Origin of the sequence: Neobacillus massiliamazoniensis (assembly GCF_001048695.1) — a bacterium.
Taxonomy (GTDB): Bacteria; Bacillota; Bacilli; order Bacillales; family Cytobacillaceae; genus Neobacillus; species Neobacillus massiliamazoniensis.
In genome coordinates this window covers 118,206-134,010 of record NZ_CVRB01000002.1, presented here as the reverse complement: position 1 = coordinate 134,010, position 15,805 = coordinate 118,206, and the positions used below count along the sequence as shown (strand labels likewise).

Below are 15,805 nucleotides of genomic sequence, written 5' to 3'. Positions count from 1 at the left end.
AAAAATGATATTTAAAAAACATTTTATGTAATACTAATTAAACATTCTATGTTGAAGGTATATGATAACTTTAATTAGGGGGGGAAAATGTATGTCAAACACAAACATAACCAAAAAGTTGACTTTAGTATCCCTAGTATTAATGATTTTTACTTCTGTTTATGGATTCAACAACATTCCAAGATCATTTTATAAGATGGGTTATGCCGCTATTCCTTGGTATATATTTTCAGCTATAACCTTCTTTGTTCCTTTTGCATTAATGGTAGCTGAATTTGGTTCCGCCTTTAAAGAGGAAAAGGGTGGTATCTACTCATGGATGGAAAAATCCATCGGTCCAAAATTTGCATTTATAGGAACGTTCATGTGGTATTTTTCTTATGTAACTTGGATGGTTAATGTCGCATCCGGTATGTGGGTTCCGGTGTCAAATGCTATCTTTGGACAAGATACAACACAAAACTGGACTTTATTTAATCTTCGAGGACCTCAGGTTCTTGGGGTTTTAGGAATTGTATGGATTCTTATAGTAACCTATACATCAACAAAGGGTCTGGATAAGATTAAGAAAGTAACCTCTTTAGGTGGTACTGCAGTCTTGTTATTGAATGTATTTCTTTGGGTTGGTGCAATAGCAGTACTTATAGGTAATCATGGACATTTGGCGCAGCCGATTACAGGGTTACATTCATTTACTCAAACACCAAATCCTAAATATGCAGGAGATATTATTGCTTCGTTAGCATTTGTAGTATATGCCCTCTTCGCTTTTGGCGGAATTGAAACAGTAGGCGGATTAGTGGATGTAACAGAAAATCCAGAAAAAACGTTTCCGAAAGGAATTCTTTTTTCTGCAGCCATAATCTCTGTTGGGTATTCATTAGGAATACTATTAATTGGAATATTCACAAACTGGGCATCTGTAATGGGTATTGCGAATGTTAACCTAGGAAACGCAAGTTATATAGTTATGGCCAATTTAGGCTACTCAATAGGTACCGCTTTTGGAGCAAGCCATGCTACAGCTACGGCTTTGGGATTTGGGGTTGCAAGATACATTGGACTTTCAATGTTCCTGGCACTGTCCGGTGCGTTCTTTACCTTGATGTTTTCACCGTTAAAGCAGATGATTGAAGGAACGCCTAAGAGATTGTGGCCCGGAAAAGTCGGAGAAACAAAGAATGGGCTACCTGTTACTGCTATGTGGATTCCAACTGCTATTGTTTGTGTAATGATCGCACTAATCGCTTTCGGTGGAAGCACAATGGCCGCATTCTTTAACATACTCGTTTCGATGACTAACGTGGCTTTGACAATACCGTATGTATTTATAGCACTTGCATTTCCGTATTTTAAGAAAAAAGTGGAAATCAATAAGCCGTTTATCGTATATAAAACGCAATTGAGCGCAAATTTTTGGACATGGATTGTTGTTCTAACAGTTGGACTTGCAAATTTCTTTAGTATCGTACAGCCAGCTTTAGAAGGGGATATCCAAACAACCATTTGGAGTGTGGCTGGACCCGTTATTTTCTCAGGTGCTGCCTGGTTAATGTATAGCAAATATGAAAAAATACATGATAAAGAAAAGCAGAAACAAAAGAAAATAAGTTAGCCTTAAAACTCAAAAAGATAAAGATTGAAGTGGAGCACAATATGGCTTCACTTTTTTTCTTATCTAAAAAATCTCATTTAGATACATTACGGTGAACCTTATCATAAGTAACAGCGAAATTTTTCTTTAATCTATATGGTAACTACGTGGTAATATCAGTTAATTTATGTAAAATCATTACAGGGAACAGAAGAAGAAATGAAAAAATTCCTTCTTCTGTTTTTTTATTTTCTTTTTAATTTAAGTTTGAAGCACTATTTAATCAAATTTTAATTGAATTATAACAAAATTCAATGAATTATTTAAAGAAATATTCAGATGATTTAGATATTATTAAAAATACATTATTGAAGAATAGTGTTTAAATTACTAGATTGATATCGAAAAAAGAAGAGAACGATATTGTAAGATGAGGTGAGGTAATGGAACCGTTACTTGATGTTAGAGATCTACAAATAGAATTCGAAATTGATGAACAATATTATCGAGCTGTTCAAAACGTATCATTCCAAATTAAACAGGGGCAAACGTTAGGACTCGTGGGTGAGTCTGGGTGTGGTAAAAGTGTTACATCACTTTCGATTATGAGATTGCTGCAAGAAAGCGCTAACATAACAGGTGAAGTCAGACTGAATGGAACAGATTTGGTATCTTTATCAGAACCGGAAATGCGTAAAATTCGTGGTGATGAGATCAGCATGATTTTCCAGGAACCGATGACATCGTTAAATCCAGTTCATAAAATCGGTGTACAGATTATTGAGAGCCTTATATTACATAGCAATATTGCACCAAAACAGGCGAGAGCAAAGGCAATTGAACTGCTGAAAATAGTTGGGATCCCGCGTGCTGAGCAGATCGTAGATGATTATCCACATCAGCTTTCCGGTGGAATGCGCCAAAGAGTCATGATTGCAATGGCAATGGCATGTAATCCGAGGCTATTAATTGCGGATGAACCAACTACGGCATTGGATGTCACGATTCAAGCGCAAATTTTAGATTTGATGCGCAAACTGGCGAAAGAAAATGATATGTCCATTCTTCTCATCACGCATGATTTAGGCGTTGTTGCAGAAATGTGTGATTATGTTGTAGTCATGTATGCGGGTGAGATTGTAGAACAAGGTACCGTTCGCCAAATATTTAAAAACCCGAAGCATCCTTACACCATTGGCCTGCTGAATTCCATTCCAAAGATGACGGGTCTCAAAACACGGCTAACCCCCATCCAAGGAAACGTACCCTCACTTCGTAATATGCCGGAAGGATGTCGGTTTGCACAGCGTTGTCCACATGCAACAGACGTTTGTAAAAAGCAGCCAAATCACATTCAGATTGAACCAGAACATACTGCCAAATGCTGGTTACACGCATGAGAAGGAGAGTTAACATGTCGGAGCCATTACTTAGAGTAAATCAATTAAAAAAATCGTTTCCCATTCGGCGCGGCATTTTGCAGCGAGTTGTAGGGCAAGTCCAGGCCGTAAATGGGATTTCTTTTACCCTCAATAAAGGCGAGACCCTAGGTGTCGTCGGTGAATCAGGCTGTGGTAAATCTACGATGGGCCGCAGCATTTTGCGCCTGATTGAACCCACAAGTGGTTCAATCGAATTTGATAAACAGGATATCCTAAAGCTTCCGAAATATCAGCTACAAGTGATACGCCGACAAATGCAAATTGTTTTTCAAGATCCGTACGCCTCCCTGAATCCACGTTTCTCAGTTGAGGAAATTTTGTCCAGCCCGCTGGAGATTCACAAATTGTATACACCGAAGGAACGCAGCATAAAAGCCCGTCAACTTCTTGAGCGTGTCGGGCTGGATCCGGATTACGCAGGGCGCTATCCGCATGAATTTTCAGGTGGTCAACGCCAGCGAATTGGAATTGCAAGGGCACTTGCTCTTAATCCTAAATTGATGATTTTGGATGAACCAGTGGCAGCGCTGGATGTTTCTGTTCAATCACAAGTATTGAATTTGCTGATCGATCTGCAAGCAGAGTTTGAGTTGGCATACATTTTTATCGCACACGATTTAAGTGTTGTCCGTCATATCAGCGATCGCGTGTTGGTTTTATATCTTGGAAAAATGTCTGAAATGGCAGATGTAGAATCTCTTTTCTCTGAACCTCTTCATCCGTATACCCAAGCACTCATGTCTGCAGTGCCCATTCCAGATCCGGATATCAAAAGGGAACGAATCCTCCTGCAAGGGGATATTCCGAACCCGGCGAATCCGCCTTCTGGATGCCCATTCCATACCCGCTGTCCGCAAGCAACTGCGCATTGTTCGCAAGTGGTACCGGAATGGAAAGAAGTAAAACAAAATCATTATGTAGCATGCCATTTATATGAATGAGAGAGGAGAGTATGCAAGATGATTGATGTTCAACCCATAACCTCTTCAGTGGTGATCGTTCCTAAAGCAAAGCCACCGCTAAGAAAAAGAGCTTGGAAATCATTTCGGACATTTCCGATGATCTACATCGGATCTGCCATTGTGCTAATCCTATTTGTTTTTGCTGTGTTTTCCCCATGGATTGCACCTCACCCGTATGCCAAACAGTTTTCCGATGGAATTACAGCTAACGGGATGCCTACTTCTCCCAATCATAAATTTATTTGGGGGGCGGATGCTTTAGGGCGTGACGTGTTTTCTAGGGTCATATATGGCAGTCGCGTCTCCTTAGAAGTCGGGATTTTGGCATCTGTGATCAATTTAGTGATTGGTGTAACGCTGGGGCTTATTTCAGGATATTTCGGCGGAATTGTAGATACGATTATCATGCGAGTGACAGATACCGTGTTGGCGTTCCCATTTCTAATCTTTAACATGGCTCTGGTGGCCATCTTAAGTCCAAGCATAACCAACGTATTTATTGCAATTGGAATACTAGGATGGGGAGTCATGACACGAGTGGTACGTGGTCAGGTACTTTCATTAAAAGAATTTGATTATGTACAAGCAGAACGTGCTTTGGGCGCATCGAATAGTAGAATTCTTTTTAAAGTAATCTTACCAAACGTCATCGGGCCTGTTATTGTTTTGTCTATGCTAAATGTTGGACTGAATATTTTAACCGAAGCGGGTCTTAGTTATCTTGGAATTGGAATCCAACCGCCAACTCCTAGCTGGGGAAACATGATCAACGAAGGTTTACAGGCATACCAGTATGCTCCTTGGATTCTATGGTATCCAGGAATCGCACTGCTTCTTTCCGTTCTCGGGTTTAATTTATTAGGAGATGGACTTCGTGATATTTTAGATCCTCATAATGTAACACATTAACGTTTCTGTACATGCACTATGTTTGAAGGAGGAATAAGAGTGGCTTCCTATATTGTTCGCCGTTTGGGCGGTGCACTTATTGTCGTATTTGGTATTTCAGTCGTAACATTCCTACTAGTCTATGCTATCCCATCTGACCCAGCACGTATGATTGCCGGTCAAAAGGCATCGCCTCAAGTAATTTCACAAATAAGACATAATCTGGGATTGGATCAACCTTTGTTGTTACAATACCTTCATTATGTAGGGAATCTGTTACATGGGAATTTTGGTGTGTCCTACATATACAACCAATCAGTAGCGGTTCTAATTAGTCAGAGAATTGGACCAACGTTATTATTAGCGCTTGGATGTTGGATTGCCGAGTTGGTAATAGGCATACCACTAGGGATTTACACAGCAAGGCGAGCTAGAAAGAAAAGCGACTATATTGTCAGTGCACTTGCACTTGTCGGGATTTCATTACCAGTATACTGGTTAGGATTATTGTTATTGTATTGGCTTGGTTATAAGCTTCCGATTTTTCCGCTTGGTGGCAGTGGTGGAATTCAAAGCTTGATTTTACCATCTCTGACGTACGGGATAACCGGTGCTGCCTATTATACCCGTTTATTAAAAGCATCGATGTTGGAAGTAATGGGTCAAGACTATGTACGCACAGCTAGAGCTAAGGGTGCATCAGAACGACGAGTTATTTGGCGACACGTAGTTCGTAATGCGTTAATTCCTGTTGTTACATTCGGTGGTATCGATATTGGATACCTTTTAACTGGTGTTGTTCTTATCGAGAATACATTCAACTGGAATGGTCTCGGTGTATTGTCATATGAAGCCATTCCACAATCAGATATACCTGTTATCATGGGTACTGTTTTATTAACCGCACTTGTGGTCGTCGTTTTTACTCTGATTGTCGATGTTATTTATGCGTTTGTGGATCCACGGATCCGCTACAGCTAATTTGTGTGCTACACCACACTTTGGCATAAATCAAAATAAAATGTATTTAAGGAGGAATATTAATGCATAAAAAAAAATCCAAACTGGGGATGGCAGCGATTTCAGTAATCAGTGCATTGGGAGTAGTGTTAGCTGGATGCAGTTCACAATCTACTTCAACAAGTGCAACAGCTTCGAACACAACGAGCAATAAGCCGGTCGAAGGTGGAAACATCTTAATGGATACAGTCTCAAACTTTAAAGATCTGGATCCAGCTCTTTCGTATGACACGACATCGTATGAAGCTGTAGGAGAGATGTATGATCAGCTGGTCACATACGACAAGAATACTACCAATTTAAAGCCGATGTTGGCTGAAAGCTATACTGTTTCAAGTGATGGTCTCACGTATACATTTAAAATCCGTCAAGGTGTAAAATTCTGGAATGGGGATCCTGTCACTGCTCAATCCTTTGTCGATGAATTCCAGCGTGTATTAGATCCGAAAGTAGCTTCACCAGGTGAAGGCTTTATCGATCCAATCGTAAAAGGCTCTACAGAATACAACAAGGGCACTAGCAAAACGATTTCCGGAATTACGACACCAGATGCCAATACACTAGTCATACAATTGACAAAGCCTCAACCGTTCTTCCTTGAGGTATTAGCAATGCCTTTCTTCTCTGCAGTTGACCAGGCTTATATTACTAAAGTTGGAAATAAATCGTTCGATTCGAATACCGCAATGGGCTCAGGTCCGTTCCAGCTTGATTCCTACGATACCAACCAAATGGTATTGAAGAAAAATACAAGTTATTGGATGAAAGATAAAGATGGTAATCAACTGCCGTATCTCGATAAAATTACGATGCGAATTAATAAAAATGGTCAATTAGATGCGTTGAACTTCCAACAGGGAAAAACAGCGATTATCGGTAACCTATTTGGGTCAGCTGGTATTCCATCTGCATCTTACCCAAAATTTTTATCGGATCCTAATCTGAAAAAGACTGTATATTCACAAGCTCAGAATACGGTTAACTATTTGGGACTGAATAGCAAAATTGCTCCTTTTGATAATCCAAAAGTACGCCAAGCGATTGAATATGCCATTAATAAAAAGAAAATCCTACAGCTCTTGAATGACCGCGGGCAAGTGGCAAACCAGCCATTGCCACCAGGAGTTGAAGGTTATGTGAAGGATCTTGCAGCGGATAGTCAATATTCGTATGATCCACAAAAAGCAAAGCAACTGCTTCAAGAGGCTGGTATCAAATCGGGTACACAAATTACCCTCTATAGCTATAATGAGCCAGATACAATGAAAATTTCACAATCTATTCAAAATGATCTGAACGCTGTTGGGTTTGATACAAAAGTTAACTCAACCGATTGGAACACTTTCCTAACGGTAAACGAAAAGGGAGATACACAAGGAGTTTTCACTCTTGCGTGGATTGAAGATTTTCCGGATGCTTCTGACTTTTTAAATACATTGTTTAACTCTAACCAACAACCTGCTAATAACTCGTCGATGTACACGAACAAGCAGGTCGATGAGTGGTTAAATAAAGCGCAAAATGATCCCAATAAACAAGAACGTATGGACTTGTATAAACAGGCGACCGAACAAATCATGAAGGATGCGCCTTGGGTTCCATTGTATTATCCGGTTACTACTTATGCTGCACAAACTTGGGTACACGGTTTCTATATTAGTCCTGTATTACCAGATCCTCTTCAATATATTTGGATTGACAAAGATAAGTCACAAAATTAATTTCCAACGATTAATAATAAGCTAACACCCCACTTTTAAATGAGTTGTTAAAAATGTGGGGCGTTAGCTTTTAGTTTGGTGATTTTTGCGAGCGAAATTCTGCAAGAATAATAAACATGTAGAAAAACTATTTGAACATCCTACGAATGAACTTTTTAATTTTTTTAGTTTAGTAGGATATCGCTTTTATGCCCGTTACGGTGAACCGTACCATAAGTAAATAAGGTTTTTATAATACTGTACTGTAAAAGGTATGGTTTTTTCTTTGTATATCTTTGGATATGGGTGTAAAATATGTTTGATTTAATTGATAGATTAATAATGGTATAATAAGAAATAGTAGATAATTAATACTATAAATAATATAGAAATGCTATAATCAGGTTATATATTGATACAGAAAAGGTGTGTTTCTAGGTTCCGTCTGGGCTTACTGTGATGCTTACGCGGGAGCGCTTACATCCTTTCTGCAAATCTTAGGGTAAAAGGATATGGTAAAAATGAGTAACAGACAAACTAAGACAGACGTTATCTTAATTGGTGCCGGAATCATGAGCGCAACTTTAGGATCACTACTGAAAGAGTTAGCACCTGAATGGGAAATCAAAGTGTTTGAGAAACTAGCAAACGCAGGAATAGAAAGCTCTAACGAATGGAATAATGCGGGTACAGGTCATTCTGCATTGTGCGAGCTTAACTATACATCCGAAAAATCTGACGGATCTATAGATGTTACGAAAGCTATAAAAATTAATGAACAATTTCAGCTTTCAAGACAGTTTTGGTCTTATCTAGTAAACAACAATTTGATTCGTAATCCGCAGGACTTTATCATGCCAATACCTCATATGAGTTTAGTACAAGGGGAAAAAAATGTAGCGTTTTTGAAAAAACGTTTTGAAGCGCTTTCGAAAAATCCTCTGTTTCAAGGGATGGAATTTTCCGATGATCCTGAAAAACTGATGGAATGGATTCCGCTTATCATGGAAGGCCGTACATTGAATGAACCAGTAGCTGCAACAAAAATTGACTCTGGAACGGATGTCAACTTTGGTGCTTTAACACGGATGTTGTTTGACCACTTAAAGAGTAAAAACGTCGAGATAAACTACAAGCATAGTGTTAAGGATATTAAACGTACTAGCGACGGCTTGTGGGAAGTGAAAGTGCATGATATCGATAGCGGTAAAATCGAATACCATACTGCAAAATTCGTCTTTATCGGCGGTGGGGGCGGAAGTCTGCATTTACTACAAAAAACCGGTATTCCTGAGTCAAAACATATTGGAGGATTCCCGGTAAGCGGACTATTTATGGTATGTAACAATCCGGAAGTTGTAGCGCAGCATCATGGAAAAGTATACGGTAAAGCTAAGGTTGGTGCTCCTCCAATGTCTGTGCCGCATCTTGATACACGATATATCGACAACAAAAAATCATTACTATTTGGACCGTTTGCTGGCTTCTCACCAAAATTCTTAAAGACTGGTTCAAATATGGATTTATTAGGTTCTGTAAAACCGAATAATGTTTTCACTATGTTAGCAGCAGGTGCAAAAAACATTCCATTAACAAAATACCTGATCCAACAACTTATGTTATCGAAAGAACAACGTATCGAAGAGTTACGAGAATTTGTTCCGAACGCCAAAAGTGAGGATTGGGATATAGTGGTAGCGGGCCAACGTGTGCAAGTTATCAAAGATACTGAGGCTGGAGGTAAAGGAACACTTCAATTTGGTACGGAAGTTGTTAGTGCCGCTGATGGCTCGATAGCTGCATTGCTCGGCGCTTCTCCGGGTGCTTCTACTGCCGTTCACGTTATGCTTGTGGTATTAGAAAAATGCTTCCCACAACATTTTGAAGAGTGGGAATCGAAAATAATGGAAATGATTCCTTCTTATGGCGTGTCACTAGTGGAAAGCCCAGAGCTATTCCACGAAATTTATACTTCTTCAGCGCTGGCGCTTGGTCTAAGTGAAAACTTGCCAAACCAAGTTAATTCTTTGGATGTAGAAACAAAGGTATTAGAAAAAGTTTAAGCAATATTTTTCATCAATGGAAAATCGTTTCCTTGATGTAGAGATTGAAAAGGCAATGAATGAAAATTACATCATTGGGGGAGTCAGACCCCATTTTACAGCTAGGATAAAAATTATTGTCCATTGTGTGTCAAAATACACTTCTTATTTTCCAATGTTGTGTTATCCTAGCTATATATTACTTTTGGAGGTTACAAGACATGCAACTTACTTTGGAAAATAATAAAAATACCAAAAGTGACAAACTACCATTTTCAAGGACTAATCCATTTCAAGCGAAGGTTCTTAAAAATATTAATTTAAATGGGACAAGCTCTAGCAAGGAAACAAGACATATTGAGTTATCATTAAAAGGTTCAGGCCTTTCTTATGTCCCAGGTGATGCACTTGGCGTTATCCCTGCAAATGATCCAGAACTTGTGGCTGCCCTTATTGAGGAAATGAAATGGGATGAAGAAGAGGTTGTAACAGTTGGTAAGCAAGGCGAGACAATGCCGTTGAAGGAAGCGCTGACAACTTACCTTGAAATTACACTTCTGACGAAGAAGATTTTACAACAGGCAGCAGCATTCACAGAAAACGAAGAGCTGCAAAAGCTTGTGATGATTGAAAATGCAAGCCAACTAAAGGAATATTGCTATGGACGAGATTTGCTTGATATGTTACGTGCTTTTGGTCCATGGAAGGCTTCTGCCCAAGACATCGTCTCTTTATTAAGAAAAATGACGGCACGTCTCTATTCTATTGCAAGCAGCCTTACCGCTAATCCAGATGAAGTTCATCTAACGATCGGTGCTGTACGCTACACGGCGCATGGACGCGATCGTAAAGGGGTTTGTTCTGTTTTATGTGCTGAACGTGTTCAAGAAGGAGATACCCTTCCAGTCTTTGTTCAAGCTAATAAACATTTCTTTTTGCCAGAGTCCCAAGATAAAGATATTATTATGGTTGGTCCTGGGACAGGCATTGCACCATTCCGTTCTTTTATCCAGGAACGTGCAGTAAATAAAGTAACTGGCCGGTCATGGCTATTCTTTGGAGACCAGCATGCTGCGTCGGATTTCCTTTATCAAAATGAATTGGAAAAATATCAACAGGATGGAGTACTGACAAAACTAGATACTGCATTCTCACGTGATTCGGCACAAAAAGTTTATGTGCAGCATAAAATGCTTGAAAATAGCAAAGAATTATTTGAATGGCTGGAAAATGGGGCTTATTTCTACGTTTGTGGAGATAAGGAACATATGGCGAAAGACGTCAACGAAGCGCTCATTAGCGTGATTGAAAAAGAAGGCGCGCTGACCCGCGATGCAGCCGAAGCGTATCTTAAAGATATGCAACAGCAAGGGCGTTATCAACGTGATGTGTATTAAAATTTAAAGGTGTAAAGTATATAGATTTGCAGTTTTTAAAAAAGGAACCCTTTTTCTCGGAGGGTTCCTTTTCTTTTCGTTAAAAATGAGAAGGGAAGCGTGGTTTGTAACCAGCTTCCCTATTATACGTGCTATACGCAATAACACTATGTCATTAACAACCTCTTAAGCTTCCTTAAACAACGCGCTTTAATTTTACGGATTCTACTTTCCGATTTTTCTTAAGACTAAGCATAACGATAAAGGATACACAGTATAAAACAGCAAGGTATGTCATTGCCATAGTAATATCGTATTTTTGTAAAATGTAGCCAATCAATATTGGTGATAGTCCTCCTAGTGCCCGGCCAAAGTTAAAAATCGCGTTTGTGGCAGTACTGCGAACTTGGACCGGATAAAAACTGCTGATTAATGCACCATATCCGGCAAACATTCCATTCGAAAAAAACCCAACAATCGCACCGCCAATAAGTACTGCTGCGCTTCCGGCTGCTTGCGAGTATAAAAATACCGCAGAGGCAGAGGCCAGCAAGAAGATTCCATAAGAACGCTTCATCCCAAGCCGATCAATGAATTGCCCAAATGTCAGCATACCAATCAACATCCCAACAGCTGTGCTAATGGTCCACAGTGCAGAACTTGAAACCGATAGTCCTTGTGATTTTTGAAGCATGGTAGGCAGCCAAATCATCAAACCGTTATACCCGGCAATTTGAACGGTGGACATAATGGCTAATGAGATCGTTGTTATCGATGTTCTAGGGGTAGCAAACAACTGAAGAAGTTTACCTTTCTCGTGTGCTTTACCTGTTTTTTTACGTTTTTGTGCTGCCATCCATTCCGGTGATTCATTTAAGTTTCTACATACAATGATTGCAAAAATGACAGGGATAATTCCAACAAAGAACAACGCTCTCCATCCGAAGGCAGGAAGAATGATGGCACTTAGCACGGCTGCAATAATGACACCAAATTGAGCACCGATACTTACATAAGAAGAGGCTCTGCCCTGCTTATCCTTTGGCCACGCCTCTGCCACAAGCGTCATCCCTATTCCATATTCTCCACCAGCACCGAGCCCGGCAATAAATCTAAAAATGTAGACTTGTCCAATACTCGTGGCCATCCCTGTTAACGCTGTACCGATGGCAAAGAAAAGAATGCTATAGGTGAAAGTACGAACTCTGCCAAATTTATCTGCTAAAATCCCAAAAACGATTCCCCCAGCAAGCATTCCAAGATTTGTAATAGAAGAAATGAGTCCCCCGGTAGCTAAGTCAATGTGAAAATTAGCAATGATCATCGACATAGCGAAGGAGATAAACATGATGTCCATGCCTTCTAATGTTAAACCTGTTACCGACGCGACAACTGTTTTTTTCTGATAGTTCATTTTTTGCCCTCCAGTTTTTTTCAAATGTTTTGAAGGGAATGGATCGGTTAATTCAATTGAATAATCTTCCATTCTCTTTTCAAGCCTCACAGGACTACGTTAAAAAGAGTACTGCGCAAAACTAAAAATGCCCTTTTGTCACAGAGGACAAAAGGGCATGGGCAAACTAAACCTATTTCAAGATTACTCGCCCTTTTCAGTCTCTCTGGACTGATTTAAAAGGAATATTACTAATTATACTAGCATGTTTGCTTATGTGGTTCAATAACGAGATACAGAAAAAGTTCATAACCAGGAGTTTTTTAAAAATAAATTACTGAAGATGATGATGTAATTCCACTAAATCGGTAGGCCGACACTCCCCTGTAGAAGTTGACTTTTGAATGATTTTTAACTATTAATAGCCAACTTCGACTGATGCGACAACGACATACATCAAATCATTTTTATCGCCTTTTTCCTCGAGGACAATTCCGCTTGTTGTCAGCATTCCTCCGTCCATAACTTCCACCGTTACTTTTCCAAAAGGTAAAGCCTCTTTTACAGCATCGATATCCAGTTTTTCCTTATCACAAGGAACTGCCAGTTTTACATTTACGACCATATTGTCTAAGCTATTTCCCGGAAGGACAGATCGGATGCCAGGCATCGAATTAAAGTGAATGGCATTTTTTACTGCGCGAATAGCTGCTTTCGTAATATTTTGACCGTGAACATCAATTCCCATCCCTGTTTCAATAAACATCAATTTTTCCATCATTTACACACCTCTTATTTTGTTATTGATAATATTTTACCAAAAAAACATCGTTTTAGATAAATGGGACGAAAGAAAACACACGTCAATATAGAGAGCAAAGCTAGTAATCGCAACTAAAAATAATATATAATTATAATAATTGAATATTTTACCATATCCCTAACGATAATAGTGAGGGAATTGGAAGCGAAAAAAAAGATGATTTAAGGAGAAATTTTTTAAAAAATTGGGAGGTAATTATGGGAAGATTAGTTCATTTCGAAATCCATGTGAATGACATGGAACGGGCAAAGAAGTTTTATGGAGAGGTATTTGGATGGTCATTTCAAGATTGGAGTGAGTATGCAGGAATGCCTTACTTTGGAGCAGTGACTGGCAACGAAAACGAACCAGGAATCAATGGTGCTTTGATGCAGCGTCAAAGTGCTTCTCCAGAAACAAATCAGGCGTTAAACGCATATGTTTGTACAATGGGAGTGGAAAACTACGATTTAACGGAAACTAAAATTTTGGAGAATGGTGGCAAAGTCGCAATGCCCAAATACGCCCTGCCTGGAATGGCGTGGCAAGGATACTATATTGATACCGAAGGGAATATACTTGGAATTCATCAACCAGATAAGAATGCAAAATAGAATTCCAAATAGGTGAATTAAGCTGCAGGATTGCTTGAATGTTTGAAAAAAAACTGTCTTGCACTCACGAAGCCTGATGGTTTCGGTCACATTTTTCCATTACTATTCTTAAAATCAGCTCCTAAAAAGTTACCTACTGTAAGGGAACTTTTTGGGAGCTGATTTCAGTCTACTAATTGATTCTTCACCGCATAAAGGGCGGCCTGTGTTCGATCGGCAAGCTCAAGTTTAGCCAAAAGATTTGAGACATGCGTTTTAACTGTTTTTTCAGTGATAAAGAGGGAGGAGGCGATTTCTTTATTGCTTTTCCCTTTTGCAATTTCTTTTAAGACATCTAATTCTCGTTTCGTTAATTCCTCAATTAGATTTTTTTTCTGATTGTTTTTACTGGATAAATTAGCCAATAAATGGGAGGTGGCTTTCGGATGGAGCTGATTTTCTCCGCTCATTATTTTTTTTATTGAAAAGACAAGTTCATCAGGATCGATGTCCTTTAACTGGAATCCTGAAGCACCTGCTTCAAGTGCAGGAATCACATGATCTTGATCAGAAAAACTGGTCAACATCATAATTTTGATGTCAGGTTGCGCTTTTTTAATGATCCTTGTTGCCTCGATGCCGTCCATTTCCGGCATCACTAAATCCATGAGAATTAGATCAGGCTTGAGTGACTCTGCCAGTTCAACAGCTTCCTTCCCATTAGCAGCCTCCCCGATAATATCAAGACCTTTTTGTGTACGAAGAAAAAAGACAAGGCCTCTTCTGACAACGTGATGATCGTCTACGATTAATAAACGAATATTCATCGGCTTTTCCTCCTAGAACGGGATGTGGATCTGGATTTCTGTCCCGCTTCCTGGTTTGCTTTTTAATTGAAATATTCCATTTAACGCTGCTGTTCGTGAATTCATATTTTTTAATCCCAATGAGGGGATATCAAGATGTTCTTCATAATGGAACCCACATCCCTTATCTTTAATCGTCATGGTAACTCCATCTTTGGAAGTATGGAAAAATAAAAATGCTTCTGTGGCTTGGGAATGCTTTTTACAATTGCCCAGCGCCTCTTGCCCGATGCGCCACAAAGCTTCTTCTACTTTTCCTGGGATGTTGGCTGCTCCCGTCACTTTTGTTTCAATCGACAGACCTAGCATATCCGCATAACTTCTTAACGCACTTACTAAACCGTTTTCTAATCCCAGTGGCCGCAGCTGCCAAATTAGCGCACGCATTTCACCAAGCGCTTCCTGGGACAAATCCTGCATATAGCTGAAGGTTTGTTTTATTTCATCATTTTTGGTCATTTCCATGCCGGCTCTTGCGGTAAGACTTAAGGAAAATAACAGCTGATTAACGGAATCGTGCAGGTCCCTTGCAAGACGGTTCCGCTCGGCTACAAGCGCGGTCTCTTGTTCCCGCTGAGTCAGTTTGATTCGTTTTAAAGCCGTTCCTATTTGATAGGCTACTGCTTCAAGCAATGCGAGTTCATTTTTCTCGAAATGTGTTTTGTTAGGTGACCCGATATTTAGGATGCCGAACCGTTCCTTACCGGCACGGAGCGGGACGGTTGCATGATGAGTCAGACCGCATGTTTCTCCAGCCTTCTCTTCAATAACCTCTTCAATTCGTTTACATTCCATAATATTTGATGCCTTATTCAGTTGGTGATTGTTGTATTTATTGACACACCAACACGTCCCTTGGCACATCCTCCACTTATTCTCACTTGCCAGGGCAGGCGGCAAAGCTTCATCGGCTGCGAGCTGAAACGCCCCACTTTCATCTATTAAAAAAATCCATCCTGTTTGTAGTCCAGTCACCTGAAGAAGTCTGTTTAAAACTCCCGCCAATACGTCCTTTGTATCCGTTCCTTCATTTAAAAGCTCTGCTATTTCTTTTAAAATGCCGATTTCCTCAAATCTAGATTCAACAGACATTAACATTTCCCCTCCACGATGAAGCTGCTATTTTT

The 15,805-nt window shown here is 39.7% G+C and carries 14 protein-coding genes; 10 read left to right on the top strand and 4 right to left on the bottom strand.

Features of this window, described 5'->3' with window-relative positions; genetic code table 11:
- The first annotated feature begins 91 nt into the window (after positions 1-91).
- The 9 genes from yjeM to BN1082_RS08640 all read left to right on the top strand — a co-directional run bounded on the left by yjeM (position 92) and on the right by BN1082_RS08640 (position 11,045).
- Entirely contained in the window at positions 92-1,615 is a 1,524-nt protein-coding gene (gene yjeM / locus BN1082_RS08675; RefSeq protein ID WP_090633436.1) for a glutamate/gamma-aminobutyrate family transporter YjeM, read from the top strand.
- A 422-nt stretch (positions 1,616-2,037) separates the two neighbouring features.
- Positions 2,038-2,994 (top strand): ABC transporter ATP-binding protein, encoded by a 957-nt coding sequence (locus tag BN1082_RS08670; protein WP_090633435.1) that lies wholly within the window; start codon positions 2,038-2,040, stop codon positions 2,992-2,994.
- A gap of 14 nt (positions 2,995-3,008) precedes the next feature.
- Complete coding sequence (locus BN1082_RS08665) at positions 3,009-3,977, top strand: ABC transporter ATP-binding protein (RefSeq protein WP_090633434.1); 969 nt, start codon at positions 3,009-3,011, stop codon at positions 3,975-3,977.
- Positions 3,978-3,995: 18 nt separating this feature from the next.
- Positions 3,996-4,907 carry an ABC transporter permease gene (locus BN1082_RS08660; RefSeq protein WP_090633432.1) on the top strand — a complete coding sequence of 304 codons (912 nt, stop codon included), beginning with the start codon at positions 3,996-3,998 and terminating at the stop codon, positions 4,905-4,907.
- A 39-nt stretch (positions 4,908-4,946) separates the two neighbouring features.
- A complete protein-coding gene (locus BN1082_RS08655) occupies positions 4,947-5,867 on the top strand; it encodes an ABC transporter permease (protein WP_176699712.1) in 921 nt (306 codons plus the stop codon).
- 62 nt (positions 5,868-5,929) lie between these two features.
- Positions 5,930-7,627 (top strand): ABC transporter substrate-binding protein, encoded by a 1,698-nt coding sequence (locus BN1082_RS08650; RefSeq protein WP_090633430.1) that lies wholly within the window; start codon positions 5,930-5,932, stop codon positions 7,625-7,627.
- Positions 7,628-8,127: 500 nt separating this feature from the next.
- On the top strand, positions 8,128-9,669 hold the full coding sequence (locus BN1082_RS08645) for a malate:quinone oxidoreductase (protein ID WP_090634903.1): 1,542 nt from the start codon (positions 8,128-8,130) through the stop codon (positions 9,667-9,669).
- 16 nt (positions 9,670-9,685) lie between these two features.
- Positions 9,686-9,892: a hypothetical protein gene (locus BN1082_RS27390; RefSeq protein ID WP_176699711.1), complete on the top strand. Its 207-nt coding sequence runs from the start codon at positions 9,686-9,688 to the stop codon at positions 9,890-9,892.
- The gene (locus tag BN1082_RS08640) at positions 9,870-11,045 is read left to right on the top strand and encodes a sulfite reductase subunit alpha (protein WP_090633428.1); all 1,176 of its coding nucleotides are present in this window, start codon (positions 9,870-9,872) and stop codon (positions 11,043-11,045) included. The genes BN1082_RS27390 and BN1082_RS08640 overlap by 23 nt, the downstream gene beginning before the upstream one ends.
- Before the next feature lie 175 nt (positions 11,046-11,220).
- Here the strand turns inward: BN1082_RS08640 and BN1082_RS08635 are convergent, their stop codons facing one another.
- Entirely contained in the window at positions 11,221-12,438 is a 1,218-nt protein-coding gene (locus BN1082_RS08635) for an MFS transporter (protein WP_090634902.1), read from the bottom strand.
- Positions 12,439-12,835: 397 nt separating this feature from the next.
- Positions 12,836-13,195, bottom strand: coding sequence for a Lin0512 family protein (locus BN1082_RS08630; RefSeq protein ID WP_090634900.1), 360 nt, complete (start codon positions 13,193-13,195; stop codon positions 12,836-12,838).
- 242 nt (positions 13,196-13,437) lie between these two features.
- On the opposite strand from BN1082_RS08630, the gene BN1082_RS08625 reads away from it, so the two are divergent.
- Positions 13,438-13,833 (top strand): VOC family protein, encoded by a 396-nt coding sequence (locus tag BN1082_RS08625; RefSeq protein WP_090633426.1) that lies wholly within the window; start codon positions 13,438-13,440, stop codon positions 13,831-13,833.
- A gap of 164 nt (positions 13,834-13,997) precedes the next feature.
- On the opposite strand, the gene BN1082_RS08620 is transcribed toward BN1082_RS08625, so the two are convergent.
- Positions 13,998-14,639, bottom strand: a complete 642-nt coding sequence (locus BN1082_RS08620) for a response regulator (RefSeq protein ID WP_090633424.1) — start codon at positions 14,637-14,639, stop codon at positions 13,998-14,000.
- 12 nt (positions 14,640-14,651) lie between these two features.
- Positions 14,652-15,770: a GAF domain-containing sensor histidine kinase gene (locus tag BN1082_RS08615; RefSeq protein WP_090633422.1), complete on the bottom strand. Its 1,119-nt coding sequence runs from the start codon at positions 15,768-15,770 to the stop codon at positions 14,652-14,654.
- Positions 15,771-15,805 lie beyond the last annotated feature (35 nt).

Excerpts from the sequence above, each read along its gene's own strand:
- yjeM (WP_090633436.1), top strand. The coding sequence starts at position 92 with ATGTCAAACACAAACATAACCAAAAAGTTGACTTTAGTATCCCTAGTA.
- BN1082_RS08670 (WP_090633435.1), top strand. The coding sequence starts at position 2,038 with ATGGAACCGTTACTTGATGTTAGAGATCTACAAATAGAATTCGAAATT.
- BN1082_RS08665 (WP_090633434.1), top strand. The coding sequence starts at position 3,009 with ATGTCGGAGCCATTACTTAGAGTAAATCAATTAAAAAAATCGTTTCCC.
- BN1082_RS08660 (WP_090633432.1), top strand. The coding sequence starts at position 3,996 with ATGATTGATGTTCAACCCATAACCTCTTCAGTGGTGATCGTTCCTAAA.
- BN1082_RS08650 (WP_090633430.1), top strand. The coding sequence starts at position 5,930 with ATGCATAAAAAAAAATCCAAACTGGGGATGGCAGCGATTTCAGTAATC.
- BN1082_RS08645 (WP_090634903.1), top strand. The coding sequence starts at position 8,128 with ATGAGTAACAGACAAACTAAGACAGACGTTATCTTAATTGGTGCCGGA.
- BN1082_RS27390 (WP_176699711.1), top strand. The coding sequence starts at position 9,686 with ATGGAAAATCGTTTCCTTGATGTAGAGATTGAAAAGGCAATGAATGAA.
- BN1082_RS08640 (WP_090633428.1), top strand. The coding sequence starts at position 9,870 with ATGCAACTTACTTTGGAAAATAATAAAAATACCAAAAGTGACAAACTA.
- BN1082_RS08635 (WP_090634902.1), bottom strand. The coding sequence starts at position 12,438 with ATGAACTATCAGAAAAAAACAGTTGTCGCGTCGGTAACAGGTTTAACA.
- BN1082_RS08630 (WP_090634900.1), bottom strand. The coding sequence starts at position 13,195 with ATGGAAAAATTGATGTTTATTGAAACAGGGATGGGAATTGATGTTCAC.
- BN1082_RS08625 (WP_090633426.1), top strand. The coding sequence starts at position 13,438 with ATGGGAAGATTAGTTCATTTCGAAATCCATGTGAATGACATGGAACGG.
- BN1082_RS08620 (WP_090633424.1), bottom strand. The coding sequence starts at position 14,639 with ATGAATATTCGTTTATTAATCGTAGACGATCATCACGTTGTCAGAAGA.
- BN1082_RS08615 (WP_090633422.1), bottom strand. The coding sequence starts at position 15,770 with ATGTCTGTTGAATCTAGATTTGAGGAAATCGGCATTTTAAAAGAAATA.